Below are 20,542 nucleotides of genomic sequence, written 5' to 3'. Positions count from 1 at the left end.
ATTAATTTCGATATTTAAAACATGGTACACGTATTCTCGCCCCTCCTTCATGACGTAATAAAAATCACAAAAACAAATTAATACACCGAATTATTTTGAGTGGATAGCTGCTATTTAAAGCCGAATAAATTAGCAGCTCATTAAATATGATGATGAAGATTTTGTTTATGCTTTCCAGTTTTCAGCCTGGTCGCTGCTGCTCTTCTCTGTAACTCATACTATGCATTGTTAACCGTTGTGACAACATCAATCTGTAAACCTGAAAAACAAAAACATCTAATAAAATTCCTAATGAATTTAATGACGAAAACAACATAACTGGCTAATTTATATAGCAATCACAAATAACACAATGTCGTAACATCATTCATCCTTTAAGAATCCTTAGCCAGTCATTGGGAATCATTTGAAAAAAAGACGCTTATTGATTAAAAAAAACAGCACATATAATCAAAATAACGACATCACATAAATTTTGTTGAATAAATAAAAACTTAATGGGGAAAATGTTCTATGCATGACACTGCCACAGGTCAGCCTTCATTCATCCACGCTGGCACAGATAGTTTCTCTACGGCCAGTCTCTCTTCAGATGATGGTAATGATGAATATTGAGTAAAAAATATCTTATCGCCGTATTTAACTGCCCGGCTAAAAAAGTATCCTCATACTGAAAAACTCAGTCGTTATCAGGGTGAAAACACGACAATGGCTTTAGCTGATGAAAACAGCAATATTTTGGCGGAACCCGGCTTACAATTTCGCTATCATCATAAAAACATCGACTGGCAGCACCGACACTGACAAGGGCTGCTGTTTTAAGTGACTAAAGGAAAAATCGTTATGTGGCAAGAAAGACTGGTGCAATTAGTCACAGCCTGTCATTGGATTGGTGCCAAAGGCTGGGCGCCAGCGACAGGTGGAAATATGTCCGTTCGCCAGGATAAAGAGTGGTGCTGGCTCAGTGAGTCTGGCCGTGATAAAGGAGCCCTGACAACCGAAGCATTCCTGCAAGTGGATATAGCCACCAATCTGGCACCTTCCGGGCGTAAACCCTCTGCAGAAACGGGGCTTCATACTTTAGTTTATCGCTTATTTCCTGAGGCCAATGTGGTACTCCACGTTCATACGGTAAATGCCACGGTATTATCCCGCCTCGAAAAAGGTGATGTTCTGAATATCCAGGGTTATGAAATGCAGAAATCTCTGGCAGGACAAACCACCCATCTGGACTGCGTCAAAATAGCTATTTTTGAAAATACACAAGATATTGATGCTCTGGCAAAGCATATTGAACACTATGCTCAACATCACCCACTAAAGTATGGTTTTTTGCTGCGTGGCCACGGTCTCACCTGCTGGGGCAAAGATGTCAATGACGCACGCCGTCACCTTGAAGGCCTTGAATTCCTGTTTGAATGTGAAATGCAGCGTCGTCTTTACGAGCGCGACTGACGTCTCTTTATTGGTAAATAGTGAGTAACCCTTGATGAGTCAGCCCCATAGTGGCTGACTTAAATTATACGCTTTATATTACACGCAGATATTCACCTATTATTATTGTGCCTTAAAATATAAAAACATAGCCTTGGATAAATATACAAAAATAGATTATAGTTATAACATATTCTCATATTACCGTACCATTCCCCCCCACGTTTCAACGTTGCTGATACGTTCTGAAATTAGCAACAGTTTTATTTAAATTATCGTATATTCAAGATAAAATAAAAATAAACAGCCTCTGTGAACACATACCTGATAATAAAAACCAGAGTTAAAGATGAAGACCACATCATTCGCTATATTTCACTCTCATCGCACTATATGGCATAAATTAATGACGACTATCTTTTCATCCCGCCATGATTATGATGTCCTCTTCCTGATAATAAATAGAGTATGAACATGAAAACGGAACATCAACTGGCGGTAATGCACTGGGGAACCTATCGGGTAAGCACCCAGGATGCTGAAATCACTGGGATATCACCTGTTGACTGGGATAAAAACCCATCTCAAATTGGTCAGTCACTGGCGGATGCTGTGACAGGCAACAGCCGTATCCGTCGCCCGGCGGTACGTCTGGGTTACTTAACCCATGGGCCTGACTCCCGGAAGGGACGAGGAAAAGAGCCATTTGTTGAAGTCAGCTGGGAGCAGGCCATAACCCTGATTGCCAGGGAAATGCGTTCAGTTCAGGAACGCTGCGGTAATGAGGCCATTTTCGGTGGATCTTATGGCTGGGCCAGCGCCGGGCGTTTTCACCATGCACAAAGCCAATTGCACCGTTTTCTGAGAGGTTTTGGGGGTTATACCGCCAGCACCAATACCTACAGCAGTGCTGCGGGGGAACGCGTATTACCCCATATTATTGGGCCATTAAGCCCACTGCATCATCAGCACACCCACTGGTCCGTTCTGGAAGAGCACTGCGATGTATTTGTTGCCATCGGGGGACTGCCAGTACGTAATGCCCAGGTCAATGGTGGCGGTGCAAATGATCATATGCTCCAGCATTGGCTAGACCGCCTGGAGAAGAAAGGCGTGCGGTTTATTAATATTAGCCCCGTTAAAAATGATCTCAGTGCCGTGCCCAGTGCCCAGTGGATGGCTATCAAACCCGGTACAGATACAGCCCTACTGCTGGCTCTGTGTCATACGTTAATCACCGAATCACGCCATGATAACGCTTTTATTGAGAGTCATACTGTCGGTTTTGAGCCTTTCCGCGCTTACCTGATGGGGGAAACGGATGGCTACGCTAAAACAGCACGCTGGGCTGGGGCAATAACCGGCCTTGAAGAACAGGCCATCATTGATCTGGCACGAACCCTGTCTGAAAATCGCAGCATGGTGAATATTTCCTGGTCCATTCAGCGGGCACGACAAGGGGAGCAAACCTACTGGGCAACTGTCGCTCTCACTGCCTTGCTGGGGCAAATAGGCACCCCTGGTGGGGGGCTGGCATTTGGTTATGCCTGTACCAACCTGGCGGGTGCCGGGCGGGTGGCTTTCTCGGGCCCTCGCTTACCCGTTGGTCAGAACAATATTAATACGGAAATCCCCGTGGCACGGTTAGCAGACATGCTGCTACACCCTGGGGAAGCGTATCAGTTTGATGGCAAACATTTGCGATACCCGGATATCCGTATGGTCTATTGGGCTGGGGGGAATCCCTTCCATCACCATCAGGATTTAAATCGTCTGGTTGAAGCCTGGCAACGACCAGAAACTGTCGTGGTTCATGAACAGTACTGGACGGCCCAGGCTAAATTTTCCGATATTGTGTTACCGGTGACCACGTCCCTGGAACGTAATGATATTGGCAGTGCCAGCCATGATGGCTTTATGATTGCCATGCGTCGGCAGATCCCCCCGGTAGCGGAATCTCGGGATGATTATGCTATTTTTTGTGCATTAGCACGGGAGTTAGGCTTTGAAGCCCAGTTCAGCGAAGGCCGTAGTGCCGAAGAGTGGTTGCCCCATATGTATGAACAATCACGGGAGCGGGCAGAGCAAGACAATATCACACTACCCTCTTTTGACAGTTTTTGGGAACAAGGCAAACTGGAGTACACCGCCCCACAAAAACCGCAGATCTTTCTCTCTGATTTCCGCCACTCACCGGAACGCTTCCCACTTGCGACACCTTCAGGGAAGATAGAACTCTACTCCGAGACAGTAGCAAAGTTTGGTTATCGGGAGTGCCCGGGATACCCATTCTGGGATGAAGAAGAAGCCCAGTTCCAGATGAAGCAAGCCCGGCAATGGCCACTGCATCTGCTTTCCAGCCAGCCACGTACTCGTCTACACAGTCAGTATGATCAGGGAAGTGTCAGTAGAAAAACCAAAATACGCGGACGCGAACCTTTATGGCTGAACCCTGAGGATGCCAAAGTGCGCGGCATATCAGAAGGCGATATTGTCCGGGTATTTAATCAGCGAGGCGCGATTCTGGCCGGTGTCCATATCAGTTCACAGATTATTCCTGGCGTGGTACAAATTGCCACAGGTGCCTGGTACGACCCTCTGGATCCAACAACACCAGGATCGCTGGATAAGCACGGCAACCCGAATGTATTAACTGAAGACCGGGGCAGTTCACGCCTGGGGCAAGGCTGTAGTGCACAGAGTTGTTGGGTAGAGATTGAGCAGTGGAATGGGGCATTACCACCTATTACTGCATTTAACCCACCTGAGTTTGTTGAAATTTAACAGATAACCTGCTCAATCGGAGAACAAAATGGCACTGGAAAGTGGGATCGCTGAGTTAGTTCAAACCTTTATCGAGAATGGACGTCCCTCTGCGCGATCACAGACAATAGAAGAACGCCGTAGTGGTTATGTCAGCAGCACAGTATTAGCCGGTGAGACAGAGCCCCAGGTTAAGGTAGAGGATCTTGAACTGGATGGTGTGAGACTGCGGATTGTATCCCCACTCAATGCGGCATCACATCTTCCTGCGGTGGTCTATTTTCACGGGGGATGTTTTATCAGTGGGGGATTTTCCACCCATGATAATCAGTTACGTCAGTTAGCTAAATATGGTCAATGTCGGGTTATTGCAGTGCAGTACCGACTGGCACCTGAGCATCGATATCCTGCCGCTCATGATGATGCGGAAAAGGGAGCCCGTCTGGTTTGGAAACATGCTGATAAACTGGGCATCAATCGCGAAAAAATTAGCCTTGCGGGTGACAGTGCCGGTGGACACCTGGCTTTGGTGACAGCCTTGCGGCTTAAAGCCAGCGCCGGCTGGCAACCACGGCAACTGGTACTTATTTATCCCATGCTGGATGCTACCGCACAGTCTGCCAGCTATACACAGTATGGTGAAGACTACGTTATTACTCGTGATGCTCTGTTGACCGGTTATGAGCACTATTTCATAGATACTGACGTACTCAACCCAGAAGCAAGCCCGCTGTGGCGTGAAGATTTTACTGGTCTGCCTTTAGTGCACATCATTACAGCCCAGTACGATCCCCTGGCGGATGAGGGGGAAGTCTTATATCAGCGTCTGTCTGAGCAGAATGTTGCGGTAACACACCAACGCTGGTCAGGTGTTATTCATGGTTTCTTTCAACTGGCAGGCATCAGCCTTGCGGGACAAGAAGTGATAAAAGATGTCGCGCGCAGGGTTGGATCACGGGAAGACTAACATCTGAAATTAAAACAAGGTGGGGCCTTTTCCCGCCTTGTTAATGGTTATACCGCTCCCCAGTAAATACCTTATGGATGATTATTGGAACCCCTGAATTCAATATCTCATGAGTTAATAATCTAGCTATAAAATACAGCAAGAAATACAAAATAAATTAAATATTTATAAAACAATAAGTTAAAGGTTACTAACTGCTGCTCAACATCATGGTAAACAGATACTTAAAAAGCACCCGATCACCAATAACAGTTATATTCACCGTGAGGTTAAATTAATATTTTTTATTGATGATATGAATATAAATAAAGACATTAATAAGAAGGTTATTTAATTAAATAATATGCAAGACACCAACGTAATGGTATAAGACGTATATTATTAATACGGCTATACCCCAGCATTCCCGGCCAATGTCCGGGACACATTTTATTACGGACGCCAGGGTTGATCACCATGCGGAGAATCCTGATATCATCCTGCTGAAATATTATTCCACTTATTCAATTTAATATTATGTGGTTTTTTTCACTCAAAAAAAAAGTAAGTTTATTACGCACAATCAATAAGAACAGTCTTAATGAATAATAAATTAAATTTAAATCAGGTGCTTATTCCATAAACAGCAACATATACATATGATGACCAAAGATTACACAACTTTAGATTGAAACAGCCAAAATCTGATAAAAATTGATTAAGATCATCTTTATTTGTGCTGTTTTTAGTAACATTCACATCGGATTTTTCTTGTAACGAATTTTCCTCCCCTTATATAGGGGAGGTTTTTTTTAATACTAAAAAATCAAGTAATAAGGCCTAAACATAACTGGTTTTAGGATGAATCTTGGTGAAAGTTGTACTACAAATCATTATTTATCATGATATAACATCACATTAAAAATAATCCTAAATAGATTACTGTTATTATTCTTTCCTGTTTTTATTCACATCAACAGATGCCAGAATAATAAACATCCTTATGTTTAGATCATGCTGTTTATAACCCCGGATACTTTTTACCAGGATATTTACTCCTTGTTTATCAAACACAAAGGGGATTATTCATCATCAAACCAGGTCTCAAACGGGTCCGGCAGAGCAAGCCAGCCCCCCAGCCCTGCGCTCATTTCTGAATCCGTTAGCAAGGCATCCGTTAACTGTGCCCGTAGCTGCTGCTCATCCATATCAATGCCGATAAACACCAATTCCTGCCGGGCATCCCCCACCCCATCCAGCCAATTTTCCTGGATCAGTTGCAGGGATTCAGCATCAGTTGGCCAGCGATCTCTTGGCACACTCGCCCACCATATTCCCCCATACCCCTGGCGGGCCACACCCCCAGCCTGGGACCAGCTACCGGCATATTCTGGACGACTGGCTAACCAAAAATAGCCCTTTGAACGCAGCACATTACGCAGGTTTTTTTCCAGCGCAGTGGAGAATCGCTGAGGATGAAAAGGGCGACGAGCCCGGAAGACAAAACTGGCAATACCGTACTCTTCGGTCTCTGGCTGATGTTCACCGCGTAACTCTTTAAGCCAGCCCGGTGCCTGTGCTGCCCGTTCAAAATCAAACAGTCCAGTATCTAATATTTGTTCCAGGGGAACCTGTCCAAAATGCGAGGGGTGAATATTCGCCCGAGGATTCAGTGCCTGAAGAATAGCCATCAGTCGGCTGATTTGTGACGCATCCATTAAGTCAATTTTATTGAGTACGATGACGTCACAAAACTCAATCTGTTCAATCAGCAGGTCGACAACGCTGCGATCATCCCCCTCGCCAAGTGACTCACCACGGGATCGCAGGCTGGCATCAGACTCATAATCCTTAAGGAAATTGAACGCATCGACCACAGTGACCATGGTATCCAGTCGAGCAATCGTCGAGAGGCTCTCTCCCTGATCATCGGCAAAAGTGAAGGTTTCAGCCACCGGAAGGGGTTCTGAAATCCCTGTCGACTCAATGACCAGTTGGTCAAAACGCCCCTCTTTCGCCAGGCGACTAATTTCAATCAGTAAGTCTTCACGTAATGTACAACAGATACAGCCATTGCTCATTTCGACCAGTTTTTCGTCGGTGCGTGACAGTTCAGCCCCACCGGCTCTGACTAATGCGGCATCTATATTCACTTCTGACATATCATTGACAATCACTGCCACACGCCGGTTATCCCGATTGTTTAAAATATGATTAAGCAGTGTCGTTTTGCCGGCACCGAGAAAACCCGACAGTACAGTGACCGGTAATCGTTGATCTCTTTTCGTATTGATTGCAGTTTTCGACATTTACAGCCCACTCTTCTCTTCATTGTTTTACATGACGGATAAATAACAAACAGGCGGTTTCGTCCATATAAAGACATGAGTCCTGCTTTGCAGAGATTGAATCACTCTTTACCGCCATGCGTTATGTTATAACATAACCAATTGTAGCGTCCAGTAACCTAATGTGCGATTTCCCTGGTCGGGATTGAGATATTGAGATAAGGAGAGAAAGCCAGTGTGGTATAGCAGGAGGGCAAAAAAAGTAAAATGGCGATCCAGGGATCGCCATAAGAACGCTAAGACAGGATATAAAAACGTCGTTTATGCACGCTTGCGGGATTTGATACTTTCCAGCATAACGGCAACGATAATAATCACACCTTTGACCACTTGTTGGTTATAGCCAGAAATATTCATCAGGTTCATCAGGTTAGAGATGATACTCAAAATCAGTACCCCGATGATGGTGTTGACCACATTACCGCGCCCACCCGCCAGACTCGCCCCACCGACAACAACAGCAGCAATGACATCCAGTTCAAAGCCCACGGCCAGTACTGGGGAGCCAACACCTGTTCGGGTCGATGCCAGTAACCCCGCCATCCCTGCGGCAAAACCACTTAGCGCATAGACTGCAAATTTATACCAGCCAACACGAATACCCGCAAAACGGGTGGCAGTTTCATTGGAGCCGATAGAGATAACCAGCCGTCCAAATGTTGTGTATTTATAGATAAAATGAGCCGCCACTGCGAAGATTATCAAAATATAAACAGGTTTAGGCAGACCAAAAAGATAACCCGTACCAAAATCTACCAGTGCCATGTCATCAATAAAAATAGGCTGTCCCTTGGCTGCTATCAGCGACAGGCCACGGGCAATAGTCATCATTGCCAGAGTGGCAATAAAAGGGGCAATGTTAAACATCGTGACTAACAGCCCCGACCCCGCGCCGATTATTGCACCAACAAACAAGCTGGCAAACACCGCAGGCCAAAGACCAATTTCAGGAATAAAAATCGCTACCGCAACGGAAATCAGAGCCATGATTGATCCGACTGACAGATCAATCCCTCCGGTTAAAATAACAAATAACAGCCCTAATGCCGCCAAGCCTAGCGGCACGCTCTGGCGCAATACGTTAGTCAGGTTATCGCCGCTGTAAAACTTATCAGATAAGAAACCAGCAACAACCAGCATAAGTATAAAAACCACCAGCGTGGAGTTGTTCACGAGGAAATTGAGGATCCACCTTGATACTGAAGGGGCGGTGGCAGTTTGTGATGTTGTGACCTTTTCCATTATTCTGGGTTCCCCATTCAGACTAAAGCACGTTTAGGAATTGCGTGTTTCATAATATTCTCTTCTGTTATCTCATCCCCGGTCAGTTCGCAGGTAATACTTCCCTCACTCATCACATAGACGCGGTGAGATAAATGGATGACTTCCACCATTTCTGATGAGATCAAAATAATGGCGTAACCCCGTTTGGCCAGCTCATGAATCACGTTATAGATTTCAACCTTGGCCCCGACATCCACCCCTCGGGTAGGCTCATCCAGGATAAGCACGTCGCAATCGGTATTCAGCCATTTGGCAATAACCACTTTTTGCTGGTTGCCGCCGCTAAGACTGGAGAGCGGATCTTCCACCGAGCCCAGTTTAATTTTCAGTTTACTGCGGTACTCTTCTGCCAGTTGCTTATCCTTGCGGTGGCTGATAATGCCCAGTCTGTAGCAGACCTCTTTCAGGCTGGAGATAGAGATATTTTCGCGAATACTTTGTGCCAGGATCGCGCCTTGCTCTTTCCGGCTTTCCGGCACCAGTCCAATCCCCTGTTTCATCGCGTCCACCGGGTGGCGTAGCGTTACCGGCTGGCCATTTTTCTTCACACTGCCGCTCGCCATACGGTCAATGCCGAACAGACAACGGGCAATTTCAGTACGCCCGGCACCCACCAGGCCTGCCAGCCCCACAATCTCCCCTTTACGAACATGGAGATTAATATCCCGTAATAACTTCCGGGTGGATAAATTTTCTACCCGCAAAACTTCTTCCTGCTGGGGTATATTCAGTTCAGGATAGAGATTCTCAAATTTGCGCCCCACCATGGCAGAGATAATGTCATCCTCGGTGCAGGTTTTAGGATCAAGATCCCCCATCGACTCACCATCTTTAATGACACTGATAGCATCCGCTATCATAAAAATTTCTTCCAGCCGGTGGGAAATATATAAAATCGTTACCCCCTGTCCTTTCAGGAGCTTAAGCTGGCTAAACAGAATGCTGATTTCACGTTCTGACAGTACGGCGGTTGGTTCATCAAGAATCAGAAATTCGACATTACGTGCCAGTGATTTAGCAATTTCCACCATCTGCTGATAAGCGACGCTCAGATTGCCCACTTTTTCATCCGGTGGAATATCGAATCCCAGTCGGCTTAATACTTTGGCGGCTTTATGATTCAGCTCTTTCCAGTTGATAATGCCCTTTCCAGAAGTAAGGTCATCTAAAAAGATATTTTCGGCAACGGTAAGATCCGGTGCTAAAGCCAGTTCCTGATAAACAATGCCAATTTTGTGTTCACGACTCTGTCCTGGGGTTGTGAAGTGAACCTCTTCCCCATTAATCTGTAACGTCCCGCCATCTTTAATATAAATGCCGGACAGGATCTTCATTAACGTTGATTTCCCCGCGCCATTCTCACCGACAATGGCGTGAACATCCCCATGTTTAACTTTCAGACTGACGTTTCTCAGGGCGTGAACCCCACCAAAACGCTTTTTTACTTTGTCGATGACAATTGCATATTCTTGCATCAGGCATGCCTCATTGACGCTTTTTTAACATGACGGACAGGGGATCACCCTGTCCGTCATGGCGGATCAGAAAATAGAATCTTTGTTATAAAATTTACTGACGTTATCTTTGTTGATCAAAATAGAAGGGATATAAACGTAGTCAGGGAAATCTTTTGTCCCAGCCTGGTATTTAGTAATAACATCCATAACGGTATTCGTTAAAAGATCCGGGTTATTTGAAGCCGTAGCCTGAATATCACCACGCTGAACAGCTTCCAGCCCTTTTTTGTAGCCATCGTGTGAGAATACTTTCACACCTTGCAGCTTGTTGGCCGCTTTTAATGACAGTACTGCACCCAGTGCCATGTCATCCATTTCACTGTATACACAGTTAATTTTATCACCGTGGGCAACAATCAAGTCTTCCATGGCTTTTAAACCACCTTGCTGGTCCCAGTTACCCCACCCCTGGCTCAGAATGTTTACCTGGGTGTGGTTATACTTACGCAGCTGGGCTTCCATTACCCCACGGAAGAAGTTGGTACGGCGAGCTTCCCCGACCAGGTTGCCTTGGTTACCGCTGATAACGACACAGTTCAGAGGCTTATCACCAAACTGATCAACGGCATATTCACCGATCAGAATGTTATTTTTAGCGTTATTCGCCTGAACGCGGGTAACCACCGGCGCATCGAGCGAAATATCACTGTCCAGCACAATCACAGGGACATTTTTGCTTTTGGCTATCTGGGCAATACGTTGACCCGCTTCAGGATCTTGAGGGTTCAGTACCAGATAGTTGATCCCCTGGGCCAACATGTCTTCAACATCGGAAATCTGCTTATTCAGATCACCACGAGCATCAGTCGTAATCAGCTCATAGCCATGGTCCTTGGCATGAATCTTCATGTATTCAGTCAAGCCATTAAAAAATGCGCCGTTCAGAGTACGGTTGGCGAAACCGACTTTCACTTTGTCATCCGCATGTGCCGTGACGGTAGCGGTAACGGAGACCAGTGCCAGTGTGACGCCCCAAACGAGTTTTTTTATTTTCATCTTGCTTTCCTTTGTAGAGATACAGAGTGTTGCCTGTGGTAAGAAATCGAGATTCAAATCGTTATGATAAAATACGTCGTGCCTCAACCTGTTGACGGTACAGCAAACGCCAGTGTTGTAAGCGGCTCTGCAAGACGTCCCGACGCCCGGCATCAGGTAAATACCGGTGACGTTCAGCTGGTTTCACACACACCAGCGCTTCATCAGCACCGGTTGCCAGCTGCGCCAGCCGAGCCGCACCCAGTGCCCCGCCTGCTTCACCACCTTCATGGGTGATTATCAATAAATTCAGTGTGTCAGCTATCAGTTGTGCCCAATAAGGGCTCCGTGCGCCACCGCCAACTAAAGAACATTGTGTCAGTGTCGTACCTGCGTCATTCAGGACACGCAAACCATCAGCCAGACCAAAGGTCACTCCTTCAATGACGGCATAACCAAGATGGGCTCGCGTGGTTGCATGATTCAGCCCAGTAAACGCCCCTTCAGCCCAGGGATCGTTATGGGGAGTACGTTCACCCGAGAGATAAGGCAAGAATAACGGGGCATGGTCCCGCTGTTCGGCTGTCAGCTGTTCCACCTCTGTCATCAGAGTGCTTTCATCACAACCCACTAACTGGCAGAGCCAACGCAATGCGCTTGCCGCAGTAAGCATGACACTCATCTGATGCCATCGGTTTGGCAGGGCATGACAAAAAGTGTGGACAGCAGATTGTGGATTAGGGCGATAGCTGTCATTAACCGCAAACAGTACCCCGGAGGTCCCGAGTGAGATAAACGCATCACCACTATTAACCGCCCCAATACCCACCGCACTGGCTGCATTATCCCCACCGCCGCCAGCAATAATCACTTTATCTGATAAGCCCCACTGAGCCGCGATACTTGGTGCTAACAGGGCACTGGCCTGGGAACCCTCAACCAGGGAAGGCATCATGTCACGGCGTAAATCACAAGCAGCCAGTAAATCGTCTGACCAGTCACGCCTGGCAACATCCAGCCACAAAGTGCCAGCCGCATCCGACATGTCACCGACCATCTCTCCGCTCATGCGCCAGCGCAGATAATCTTTTGGCAACAACACATGGGCAATACGGGAAAAAATATCCGGCTCATGTTCAGCCACCCACAGTAGCTTTGGCGCGGTAAAACCCGGCATGGCCAAGTTCCCCGCCACATCATGCAGCTGTGGCGCTTTGCGTGTCAGGGTTACACATTGTTCTGCACTGCGCGTGTCATTCCATAAAATGCACGGGCGCAGAACCTCCCCTCGGGCATCCAGCAGTACCGCCCCGTGCATCTGTCCGGACAGGCCAATTGCACGAATATCAGACCAGCGTTCACCCACTTTGCTACGTAACTGCCCCACGGCCTGGTTGAGTGCCTGCCACCAGGCTTCGGGATCTTGCTCCGACCAGTGTGGATGTGGGCGCTGTACTGTCAGCGTCACCCCGGCGATAGCCACAATGGTGCCATCCTCTTCCAGAACCAGCGTTTTTATCTCGGAGGTTCCTGCATCAATGCCCAGATACATATCCTGCCTCCTCCAGCTGCGCGACCGTTTCGCGCATCAGCTGGGCAAAACGTGCATCTGTCGCCAGTGGGCCAAATAACGTTTCATCAGCGGTAAAACGGTCGAGGGCATCATCGGCAGCCAGCAGGGTATGCATCGCGTCTTCATTCAGTACGCCATCCTGGTAGGTGTAAGGCAACTCCCCACGATGCCAGCGTTGCAGGAATAAAAAGAATAATGCCGGTAAGACTGCTGTCGCACGAGGCTCTGCGCCACGCTGGTAACATTCCACCAACGTAGGGGTAATGAAGCCCGGGATTTTTGATAAACCGTCTGCCGCAACGCGCTGGTTGGTGTCCTGAATATAGGGGTTACTAAAACGGGACAGCACTACATCACGGTACTGTTCCAAATCAAGTGGGCTCGGTGATAGTGAAGGAATAACATCTTCCGTCACGTAGTTCCATGCTAACTGGCGGATGGCGTCCGTTTGGGTACTTTCATGAATATAAGACTGCCCTTTCAGCGTACCAGCCCAGGCAATACAACTGTGGCTGGCATTCAGAATACGAATTTTCGCCTCTTCCCATGGCAGTACGGACTCCACCATTTCCACACCAACATTTTCCAGTGCGGGGCGTCCTGCAATAAAGTGGTCTTCAATCACCCACTGAATAAATGCCTCGCCCATGACAGGGGCCTGATCGTCCACACCGGTTTGTTCCTGAACTCGGACGGCGATATCTGCTGTCGGGCGTGGAGTAATACGGTCAACCATGGTATTGGGTGACGTTGTCTGCTTCAGAACCCACTGATATAAATCCTGATCGTCACTTAACTGTAAAAAGGCCAGGAATCCAGCACGGAAACGTTCGCCGTTATGACGTAAATTATCACAGTTTAACAAGGTAACTGGCTGACCATGCTGCTTCATTCGAGCCCGTAGTATCCGTGCCAGGGCGCCATATATAGTACGGGCCTCACCGGCCAAATCAGCCTGAATATCAGGATGACGTGGGTCAAGCTGGTGGTTAGTATCAAGGTAGTACCCCCCCTCAGTGACGGTAAATGAAATCACTTTGGTATTTTCATCCGCCCCCTGGGCGACCAGGGCACTGAGTTCTTCATCCCATGGCAACACTTTTTTTACGGAAGTAATTGTCTCATAAACACGCTCCCCTTCTGGCGTTACGGTTTCCAGCGTGTAGCGCCCTTGTTGCTTATCCAACGCGTCGAGAAGAGGCTGTGCATCATTGCGAATGTTACCGAGCGCAATATGCCAGCGGTCATCCCCCTGTGCCAGCAGACGATGTAGATACCACGCCTGGTGGGCTCGGTGGAAAGAACCAGCTCCCAGATGCATCCAGTAATACGGTTTTGATGTTGTCATCCTCTTCCCCTTAACACATAGTAAATGTGAGCAATTACTTAATTGACGGGCAATTATTCGGATTTTAATCTAAATGAATAATTGCCCTCTTACTGAGCAATGGATCACAAAATGCAACAATCAGTCACTGGTTAAAGGTAAAATGCGGCTTATAGTTTTCCCATCACGCTCTGCCGTTCCACGAGAGTGGTGATGATGACGCCGGGCAGAGAAAAGAAAATAATGTCGCCATCCCCGACAAAAACTGGATGGTAAGTGGAAAAAATCGAGCCTGTACCAAGGCAATCAACGGGGTGAATGGATGACTAAAAATGATAAAAGACAGGATATGGCGGCCAGGGCAGCCTGGATGTATTACATCGGTGGACAAACACAAAATCAGATTGCTGATGTTCTGGGGGTTTCGCGTCAAGTGGCGCAACGTCTGGTGGCTGCGGCTTCTGAGATGGAGCTCGTGCAGGTCCGGATATCCCATACGGTGGCGCATTGTGCTTCACTGGCTGAACAGATGATGCAGGTCTTTGGATTAACGCGCTGCCAAGTGGTTCCTTCTGCTGGCCTGCCGGCTGAAACTATTCAGCATATGATAACCGTATCTGCTGCGGAGGAGATTGAGTGGGCGGTACAACCGGAACAACCCCAAATTATTGCACTGGGTTCCGGGCGTACGTTGCGTGGCGCCGTGAAAGAGATGTCCGAAATTCCACGCCCGCAACACAGTTGCCTGTCACGGATTGGGGCCATTGCCAGTGATGGCTCCTGTACCATTTATGATGTCTCATTAAGTCTGGCGGAAAAAACCTCAGGCAAATACTTTATTCTCCCCGCGCCGTTATTTGCTGACAGCCCGGAAGATCGTGAAGTATGGTGCAACCATCGTATTTATAAACTGATTATAGAGCAGACCGCACTGGCAGATGCGACATTTATTGGTATTGGGCCTATCTCGTTTGAATGCCCACTGTTCACCGGGGGATTCATTACCCGAGAAGATGTACAGCGTTTGATGGCTGCTGGCGCAGTGGCGGAAATCAATGGTCACTTTATCGATAGTCTCGGGGAACGTCTGCCTGACCAGCTGGATAAACGCTGCACCAGTATTCCACTGGAACGCGCCCCTGTGCGGCAACTCACCGCATTTGCCGGGGGTGAAGATAAGTTTCAGGCGATTCAGGCAGTATTACGAGGTAAATGGATTAATGGCCTGGTCACCGATGAGAGCACCGCCGAGCGCTTACTACTAGAACATTTACCATAAGGTAAAAGCATCGCCCGCAGAATGGCGTATTTTCAGCGGGCTAATGGCATAATCCTGACATGCACCCTTTCCTGTGATAAAACCGATGAAAGATAAAATTCTGGTCAGTGCCTGTCTGATGGGCTTTAAAATCCGCTATAACGCCAGTGCAAAGGCCCGAATCGTTGAAAAACTTCAACAGTGGCAGCAGGAACAACGTCTGATTACCCACTGCCCTGAACTGGCTGCCGGGTTGCCAACTCCCAGAGCCCCCGCGGAAATCCTTAATGCCAATGGCAAGGCGGTGATGCAACAGCAAGCCAGAATCATGGATAACACCGGTACCGATGTCACCCCCCATTACCAACTTGCTGCCTGGATGGCATTGCGTGCAGCACAAGAGGCTGGCTGTACAGCAGCCCTGCTCACTGATGGAAGCCCAACTTGCGGGAGTCAGTTCATTTATGATGGGTCGTTCACGGGACAACGGAAATCCGGAATGGGGGTGGCGGCATCTCTGCTCACCGAACATGGTATCAAGGTTTTTTCTGATACACAGCTCCCCGAGCTGATTGCCTGGGTGGAAGCTCGCGAGCGCAGCCAGGAATAACAATTTCAGGGCACACTATTGATACCGTTAAGGCAGACTAGAAAACTTGACGCGCGAGAGTGGGTTTGCTTCCCCTGCTGAAGCGTTACGGGCTCTGACACCCTGTGCCAAAGCCCGCGGACTAAGACATCAAGACACCATCCCCTTCAGCACAGTGTCTTAATGAATGAACATCAGGGATTAAGCCTTAATGGCCTGATGTTTTTGCTTCGCGGCAGGCCTCAAACAAGAACCAGACACGACGCTCTGTTTCGTCGATCCAGTTCTCAATCAGGCTGGTGGTGGAGTAATCACCCAAAGAGGCAGATAACTCATGAGCCTGTCTGAATTCACTGGCAAGATGTTTATTGTCTTCACAAAGCTCGGCCAGCATATCTAACGGCTCAACATAATCTGCGTTGTTGTCCTTAATTCTCTGCAATTTAGAGATTTCACCGATAGAGTGGAGCGTCACACCGCCAATTTTACGTACTCGCTCGGCAATCGGATCAGTCATCGCAAAAAGCTGGTCACCTTGTTCATCCAGCATCAAATGGTAGTCACGGAAATGAGGACCGCTAATATGCCAGTGGAAATTTTTGGTTTTCAGGTAGATAGCAAAGATATCTGCCAGTATCGCATTCATGGCCCCACTAATATTTTTGGTCGCTTCAGGTGAAAGATCAGTTGGGGTTTTGAGGGGACGAATACGTAACTCGTTAGCTTTACTCATTATTGACTCCTGAGAATATTCATAATGTCCAGTGGTCTGCCACCATGATACTGATTCCCTATGGCGGTAGCCTGTTACGTCAGTTCAGACGATATGCTAAGACTATAGAACAATTTTTTAAGATTTCCACTCTATCAGCAGGTAATGTGTGAAACACTATGCAGGGCATGCTATTCACACGAAATACCCTCCAAACCACCGGCCATTTAGCGTCCGGTCGGGCAATATGTTCTTTATTCTGGCTCTATACTCATATACGCATAAATAAACAGAAATACCTGGCAGCACCAACACAAGGCTGCAGATATTCTGGCTGCCGGCATACGGCTTACCATTCTCGCTATATGACGGAGCATTAATACCGCACACGCCTTATTCTGCATGAGCTTTAAATGATATTATTTTCCAAAAAATCGCCCACTATAAGCCCTGTATTAAGTAACCAGAGGAATAATAACCATAACAATAATCACACAGTGACTCACTGAAAAAAGATTTTTTCAACCGTAGTTTAATCTCTACAGGCAATAACCCTGGCCTCTGTTTTGATCATCACCAGAGCATATAGCATATTCCTCTGCTGTGTTACTCATTATTACGCCAGTAATTTCTGACAAAAAATAAGGTACATCATGCAAAGCTTCACCGGGACAGGCGCATCTCAGAATGCCAGTTTAAACATGACACATCATATTGATAATAATATATTCAGGCCACAAGAGATAAGCTCCCCCCTGTTTTCACAAATGCATTCGGTAGAAAACTCCAGCGATTATTTAATGCCTTCTGTTTTCAATTCTGGCGCTTCTGAAGAAAATGGAAATAAATCCAGAGCTCGTCGAGTGGGGTGGATCGCAGCCCTTGTTGTTGGTGTGACCGCACTCACCGGGACAGGGCTGCTAGTCGCAAGTAATTTCAGGAATGACAACCATGCAGGACGTCCGATAGATACCACACTCACAGCAAGAATCCCTGTATTTTCATTATCACAGAACCTACCCGAGAATGATATTTATGCTCAAAAATACAACACTAGAATAAGTAGTACTGAAAAAAATGCAAAAATAATTGAGCCCTATTCTTACTATAGGATAACCACACCCCCACAGCGAAAAATAAACACCACAACCACCGACACCACTATATTTGTAAAAAATAATAATACGGATATTAAAAAAACAAGTGAAACTTCTTATCATTATGATCAGGTGAAAAAAGAAAATCACCACTCAGCGAGCGAGAAAGTTAATGTTAAATTAAAAAACTTCTATCAAAACAAAATATATACTATTTTATTTTCAGAAGTAAAAAACATAACCAACAAAAATAACCAGAAGAAAGTCGCACTGGAAAAACTGATTGATTTACTTGATAAATGCATGAAAAAATCGGCCAGAATAAACGCCATGCATAATAAAGAACCGAAACTTTCAGCATGTCATCATCAAGAAAGAACTCTGGCACAGAAGAAAATAGAAACTATTTTATTCGTTTCTGAAATAATCATCAGCAACAACAAATTACTTAGTAATGTATTTTTCGATTCAATTAAGGGACCACTCAACAGGATTACATTATCTGATGAAGATATCGTAAAGAAAGAAATAGCCCTTCGTGAATATGTAAAAAAACTCCCTGCCTTAAATGATGTCAAAGAGCAAGAAAATATGCCCACCCACAGGAATAGCACGCTTCACATTATAAAAAGTGACAACATGGAAAACATTCATGAAAACATAAAATGTTATAGTTAATGATAATATTCAACCATTCAGATCACTGTTCTTTTCAATAAACAGTTCATTATACTGGTACAGACAGTGCTATACGACTAAACGATGTTGTATCTGTGGCGAGTTTATATTAAACATATAAAAACATCGCCGTTAATAACATGAGAGATGTCCTTACATTGTAAGGACGTCTCTTTGTGTTAAAATAATACCAGAGTGACCACAGGAGAAAAAAGGTAGTATTTCAGAAATATAAATTTAGCTTAAGTGGGAAATAATACATATTGCAAAAATCACTGCATTGATATACCAGCTCCATATCGAAAAAATCAATTCTTCCTCACGAGCAGGCACACCTATAAAATCAAATCCAGATATTACCGCCCGGCACCAGTGTATGCGACTAAATGCTTTTCTGTCAGAATCCTGGCTGTTAATCTTAGCGCAAAGCAATAGTGCTAATCACTCCTGACCCCAGGCAACTTTTATGAAACAGATAACCTTCAGTGATATGCAACAACAGAGTGCAGCCGCTTCTCATGCTCCCCGTTTACGGGCTCACCGGAATTTCCACCCGGAACTCAGCGACCCAGTACAACGCCTGGCCATTGCTATGGAGCCGGGCACCTATATTCGCCCTCACCGCCACCCCCATACATTTGAATTACTGCTGCCCCTCAGGGGACGTTTCCTGGTTCTGAATTTTGATGACCAGGGTACCGTGACACAGCGTGTCATACTCGGCGAGGATTGTACCGCCCTGGAAATGGATGCCGGTACCTGGCATGCCGTGCTCTCCCTGGATAAAGGCGGTATTATTTTTGAAGTGAAACAAGGTGGTTATCAGCCCGTAGCAGAGCAGGATTCAGCCCCATGGGCCCCTGCAGAAGGTGAAAGCGGCACGGCTGAACTCATGGCCTGGTATGCCCGGGCACAAGTCGGCGACGGTAAGTATACCGGCTGATCATCGTCCTTACCTGAATAAACTGATGATGTCAGTTTATTCAGGTGTTGAATCATACCCAGATGTCATCCCGCTTATAACAAGGGGGCTGGATATCACTTCCGTCTTCCGGGCAGTATTGCCTCTATCAATAAATATTGTTCCCCATAAACAGCAGGTATCCATATCATTAATAGGGTTGAAATTAATTCTATTTAATTCAATTGTGCTGAAACTTCATATTGCTTATCTTGGCGTTATCTGACCTTTTTTATCTGTCAGCCATTCACCCGAAGAGGCCTGCTGAGTTTATGAGAGATGAATCCCATTCCGTGAAAGTGACCAATACGGCAGCCCTGCCTCCGATTCTGCTTATTCAGACAGGAACCCCTCCTGACGGCATCTTGAACGAACAGGGTGATCTGCCCTTATGGTTCGACAAAGCAATGGGGTTAGCACCTGGAGCTCTTCAGGTGGTGCAAGTCTTTAGGGGAGAATCCCTTCCGCAACCTGATCCGACAAGGGTCGCGGTTATCACCGGCTCCTGGGATATGGTGACAGACAAGCTCCCCTGGAGCGAAGAAACTGCCGAATGGATACGCCATGCGATGGAAGTGGGTATGCCGCTGTTTGGCGTCTGTTACGGCCATCAACTTATTGCATATGCTTTAGGGGGAACGGTTGACTATCATCCCCAGGGCCGCGAAATGGGCTGTCTGGATGTCAGGCTGGCAGAAGCCGGACGCAACGATCCGCTTATCGGAAAGCTCCCCAACGTGTTCAAGGCTCATCTTACTCATTTGCAAACGGTAACCGCGTTACCCCCCGGGGCGACATCCCTGGCCTCATCCGTCCATGACAGGAATCAAATTATTCGTTACAGCGAAAAAGTTATATCAACACAGTTTCACCCGGAAATTACACCAGAGATTGCAGCAACAATGATCAATCTGCGCGCAGAAAGTCTGGTTAACGAAGGGTTCGATCCGGCCGTTATGCTTGATGCCCTGGCTGACGCCGTGGATGCCAGAGCGCTGCTAAAAAGATTTATTTCGCTTTATGTTACCCCATACCACGCAGGTCAGTCTGAGTAAAAATTAATCGTAATCACAGGAGTCA

15 protein-coding genes are annotated in these 20,542 nt (G+C 46.7%); 8 read left to right on the top strand and 7 right to left on the bottom strand.

Features of this window, described 5'->3' with window-relative positions:
• Positions 1–843 precede the first annotated feature (843 nt).
• The 3 genes from JK154_RS05870 to JK154_RS05860 all read left to right on the top strand — a co-directional run bounded on the left by JK154_RS05870 (position 844) and on the right by JK154_RS05860 (position 5,164).
• Positions 844–1,455 (top strand): methylthioribulose 1-phosphate dehydratase, encoded by a 612-nt coding sequence (locus JK154_RS05870; protein WP_211991576.1) that lies wholly within the window; start codon positions 844–846, stop codon positions 1,453–1,455.
• Positions 1,456–1,908: 453 nt separating this feature from the next.
• A complete protein-coding gene (locus JK154_RS05865) occupies positions 1,909–4,218 on the top strand; it encodes a molybdopterin-dependent oxidoreductase (protein ID WP_211991575.1) in 2,310 nt (769 codons plus the stop codon).
• 28 nt (positions 4,219–4,246) lie between these two features.
• Positions 4,247–5,164, top strand: coding sequence for an alpha/beta hydrolase (locus tag JK154_RS05860; protein ID WP_211991574.1), 918 nt, complete (start codon positions 4,247–4,249; stop codon positions 5,162–5,164).
• 1,061 nt (positions 5,165–6,225) lie between these two features.
• Here JK154_RS05860 and zigA read toward each other — a convergent pair.
• The 6 genes from zigA to dalD form a co-directional block, all read right to left on the bottom strand.
• The gene (zigA, locus tag JK154_RS05855) at positions 6,226–7,452 is read right to left on the bottom strand and encodes a zinc metallochaperone GTPase ZigA (protein WP_211991573.1); all 1,227 of its coding nucleotides are present in this window, start codon (positions 7,450–7,452) and stop codon (positions 6,226–6,228) included.
• 300 nt (positions 7,453–7,752) lie between these two features.
• Positions 7,753–8,631, bottom strand: coding sequence for an ABC transporter permease (locus JK154_RS05850; RefSeq protein ID WP_249215799.1), 879 nt, complete (start codon positions 8,629–8,631; stop codon positions 7,753–7,755).
• A gap of 119 nt (positions 8,632–8,750) precedes the next feature.
• A complete protein-coding gene (locus tag JK154_RS05845) occupies positions 8,751–10,250 on the bottom strand; it encodes a sugar ABC transporter ATP-binding protein (protein WP_211991571.1) in 1,500 nt (499 codons plus the stop codon).
• Between the two features lie 66 nt (positions 10,251–10,316).
• Positions 10,317–11,282 carry a substrate-binding domain-containing protein gene (locus JK154_RS05840; RefSeq protein WP_211991688.1) on the bottom strand — a complete coding sequence of 322 codons (966 nt, stop codon included), beginning with the start codon at positions 11,280–11,282 and terminating at the stop codon, positions 10,317–10,319.
• A gap of 67 nt (positions 11,283–11,349) precedes the next feature.
• Positions 11,350–12,819: a xylulokinase gene (gene xylB / locus JK154_RS05835; RefSeq protein WP_211991570.1), complete on the bottom strand. Its 1,470-nt coding sequence runs from the start codon at positions 12,817–12,819 to the stop codon at positions 11,350–11,352.
• Entirely contained in the window at positions 12,803–14,188 is a 1,386-nt protein-coding gene (gene dalD / locus JK154_RS05830) for a D-arabinitol 4-dehydrogenase (RefSeq protein WP_211991569.1), read from the bottom strand. The genes xylB and dalD overlap by 17 nt, the downstream gene beginning before the upstream one ends.
• A gap of 301 nt (positions 14,189–14,489) precedes the next feature.
• On the opposite strand from dalD, the gene JK154_RS05825 reads away from it, so the two are divergent.
• Both JK154_RS05825 and JK154_RS05820 read left to right on the top strand, forming a co-directional pair.
• Positions 14,490–15,446, top strand: coding sequence for a sugar-binding transcriptional regulator (locus JK154_RS05825; RefSeq protein ID WP_211991568.1), 957 nt, complete (start codon positions 14,490–14,492; stop codon positions 15,444–15,446).
• Positions 15,447–15,531: 85 nt separating this feature from the next.
• A complete protein-coding gene (locus JK154_RS05820; protein ID WP_211991567.1) occupies positions 15,532–16,035 on the top strand; it encodes a DUF523 domain-containing protein in 504 nt (167 codons plus the stop codon).
• A gap of 187 nt (positions 16,036–16,222) precedes the next feature.
• Here JK154_RS05820 and JK154_RS05815 read toward each other — a convergent pair whose 3' ends face one another.
• A complete protein-coding gene (locus JK154_RS05815; RefSeq protein ID WP_211991566.1) occupies positions 16,223–16,747 on the bottom strand; it encodes a DNA starvation/stationary phase protection protein in 525 nt (174 codons plus the stop codon).
• A 632-nt stretch (positions 16,748–17,379) separates the two neighbouring features.
• Between JK154_RS05815 and JK154_RS05810 the strand changes: the two genes are divergently transcribed.
• The 3 genes from JK154_RS05810 (at position 17,380) to JK154_RS05800 (ending at position 20,517) form a co-directional block, all read left to right on the top strand.
• Positions 17,380–18,501: a hypothetical protein gene (locus JK154_RS05810; RefSeq protein WP_211991565.1), complete on the top strand. Its 1,122-nt coding sequence runs from the start codon at positions 17,380–17,382 to the stop codon at positions 18,499–18,501.
• Between the two features lie 466 nt (positions 18,502–18,967).
• Positions 18,968–19,444: a WbuC family cupin fold metalloprotein gene (locus JK154_RS05805; protein ID WP_211991564.1), complete on the top strand. Its 477-nt coding sequence runs from the start codon at positions 18,968–18,970 to the stop codon at positions 19,442–19,444.
• 290 nt (positions 19,445–19,734) lie between these two features.
• Positions 19,735–20,517 carry a glutamine amidotransferase gene (locus JK154_RS05800; RefSeq protein WP_211991563.1) on the top strand — a complete coding sequence of 261 codons (783 nt, stop codon included), beginning with the start codon at positions 19,735–19,737 and terminating at the stop codon, positions 20,515–20,517.
• Positions 20,518–20,542 lie beyond the last annotated feature (25 nt).

It is taken from the genome of Citrobacter sp. JGM124, from assembly GCF_018257795.1.
GTDB lineage: Bacteria > Pseudomonadota > Gammaproteobacteria > Enterobacterales > Enterobacteriaceae > JGM124.
This window is presented reverse-complemented; position numbering and strand designations above follow the sequence as displayed.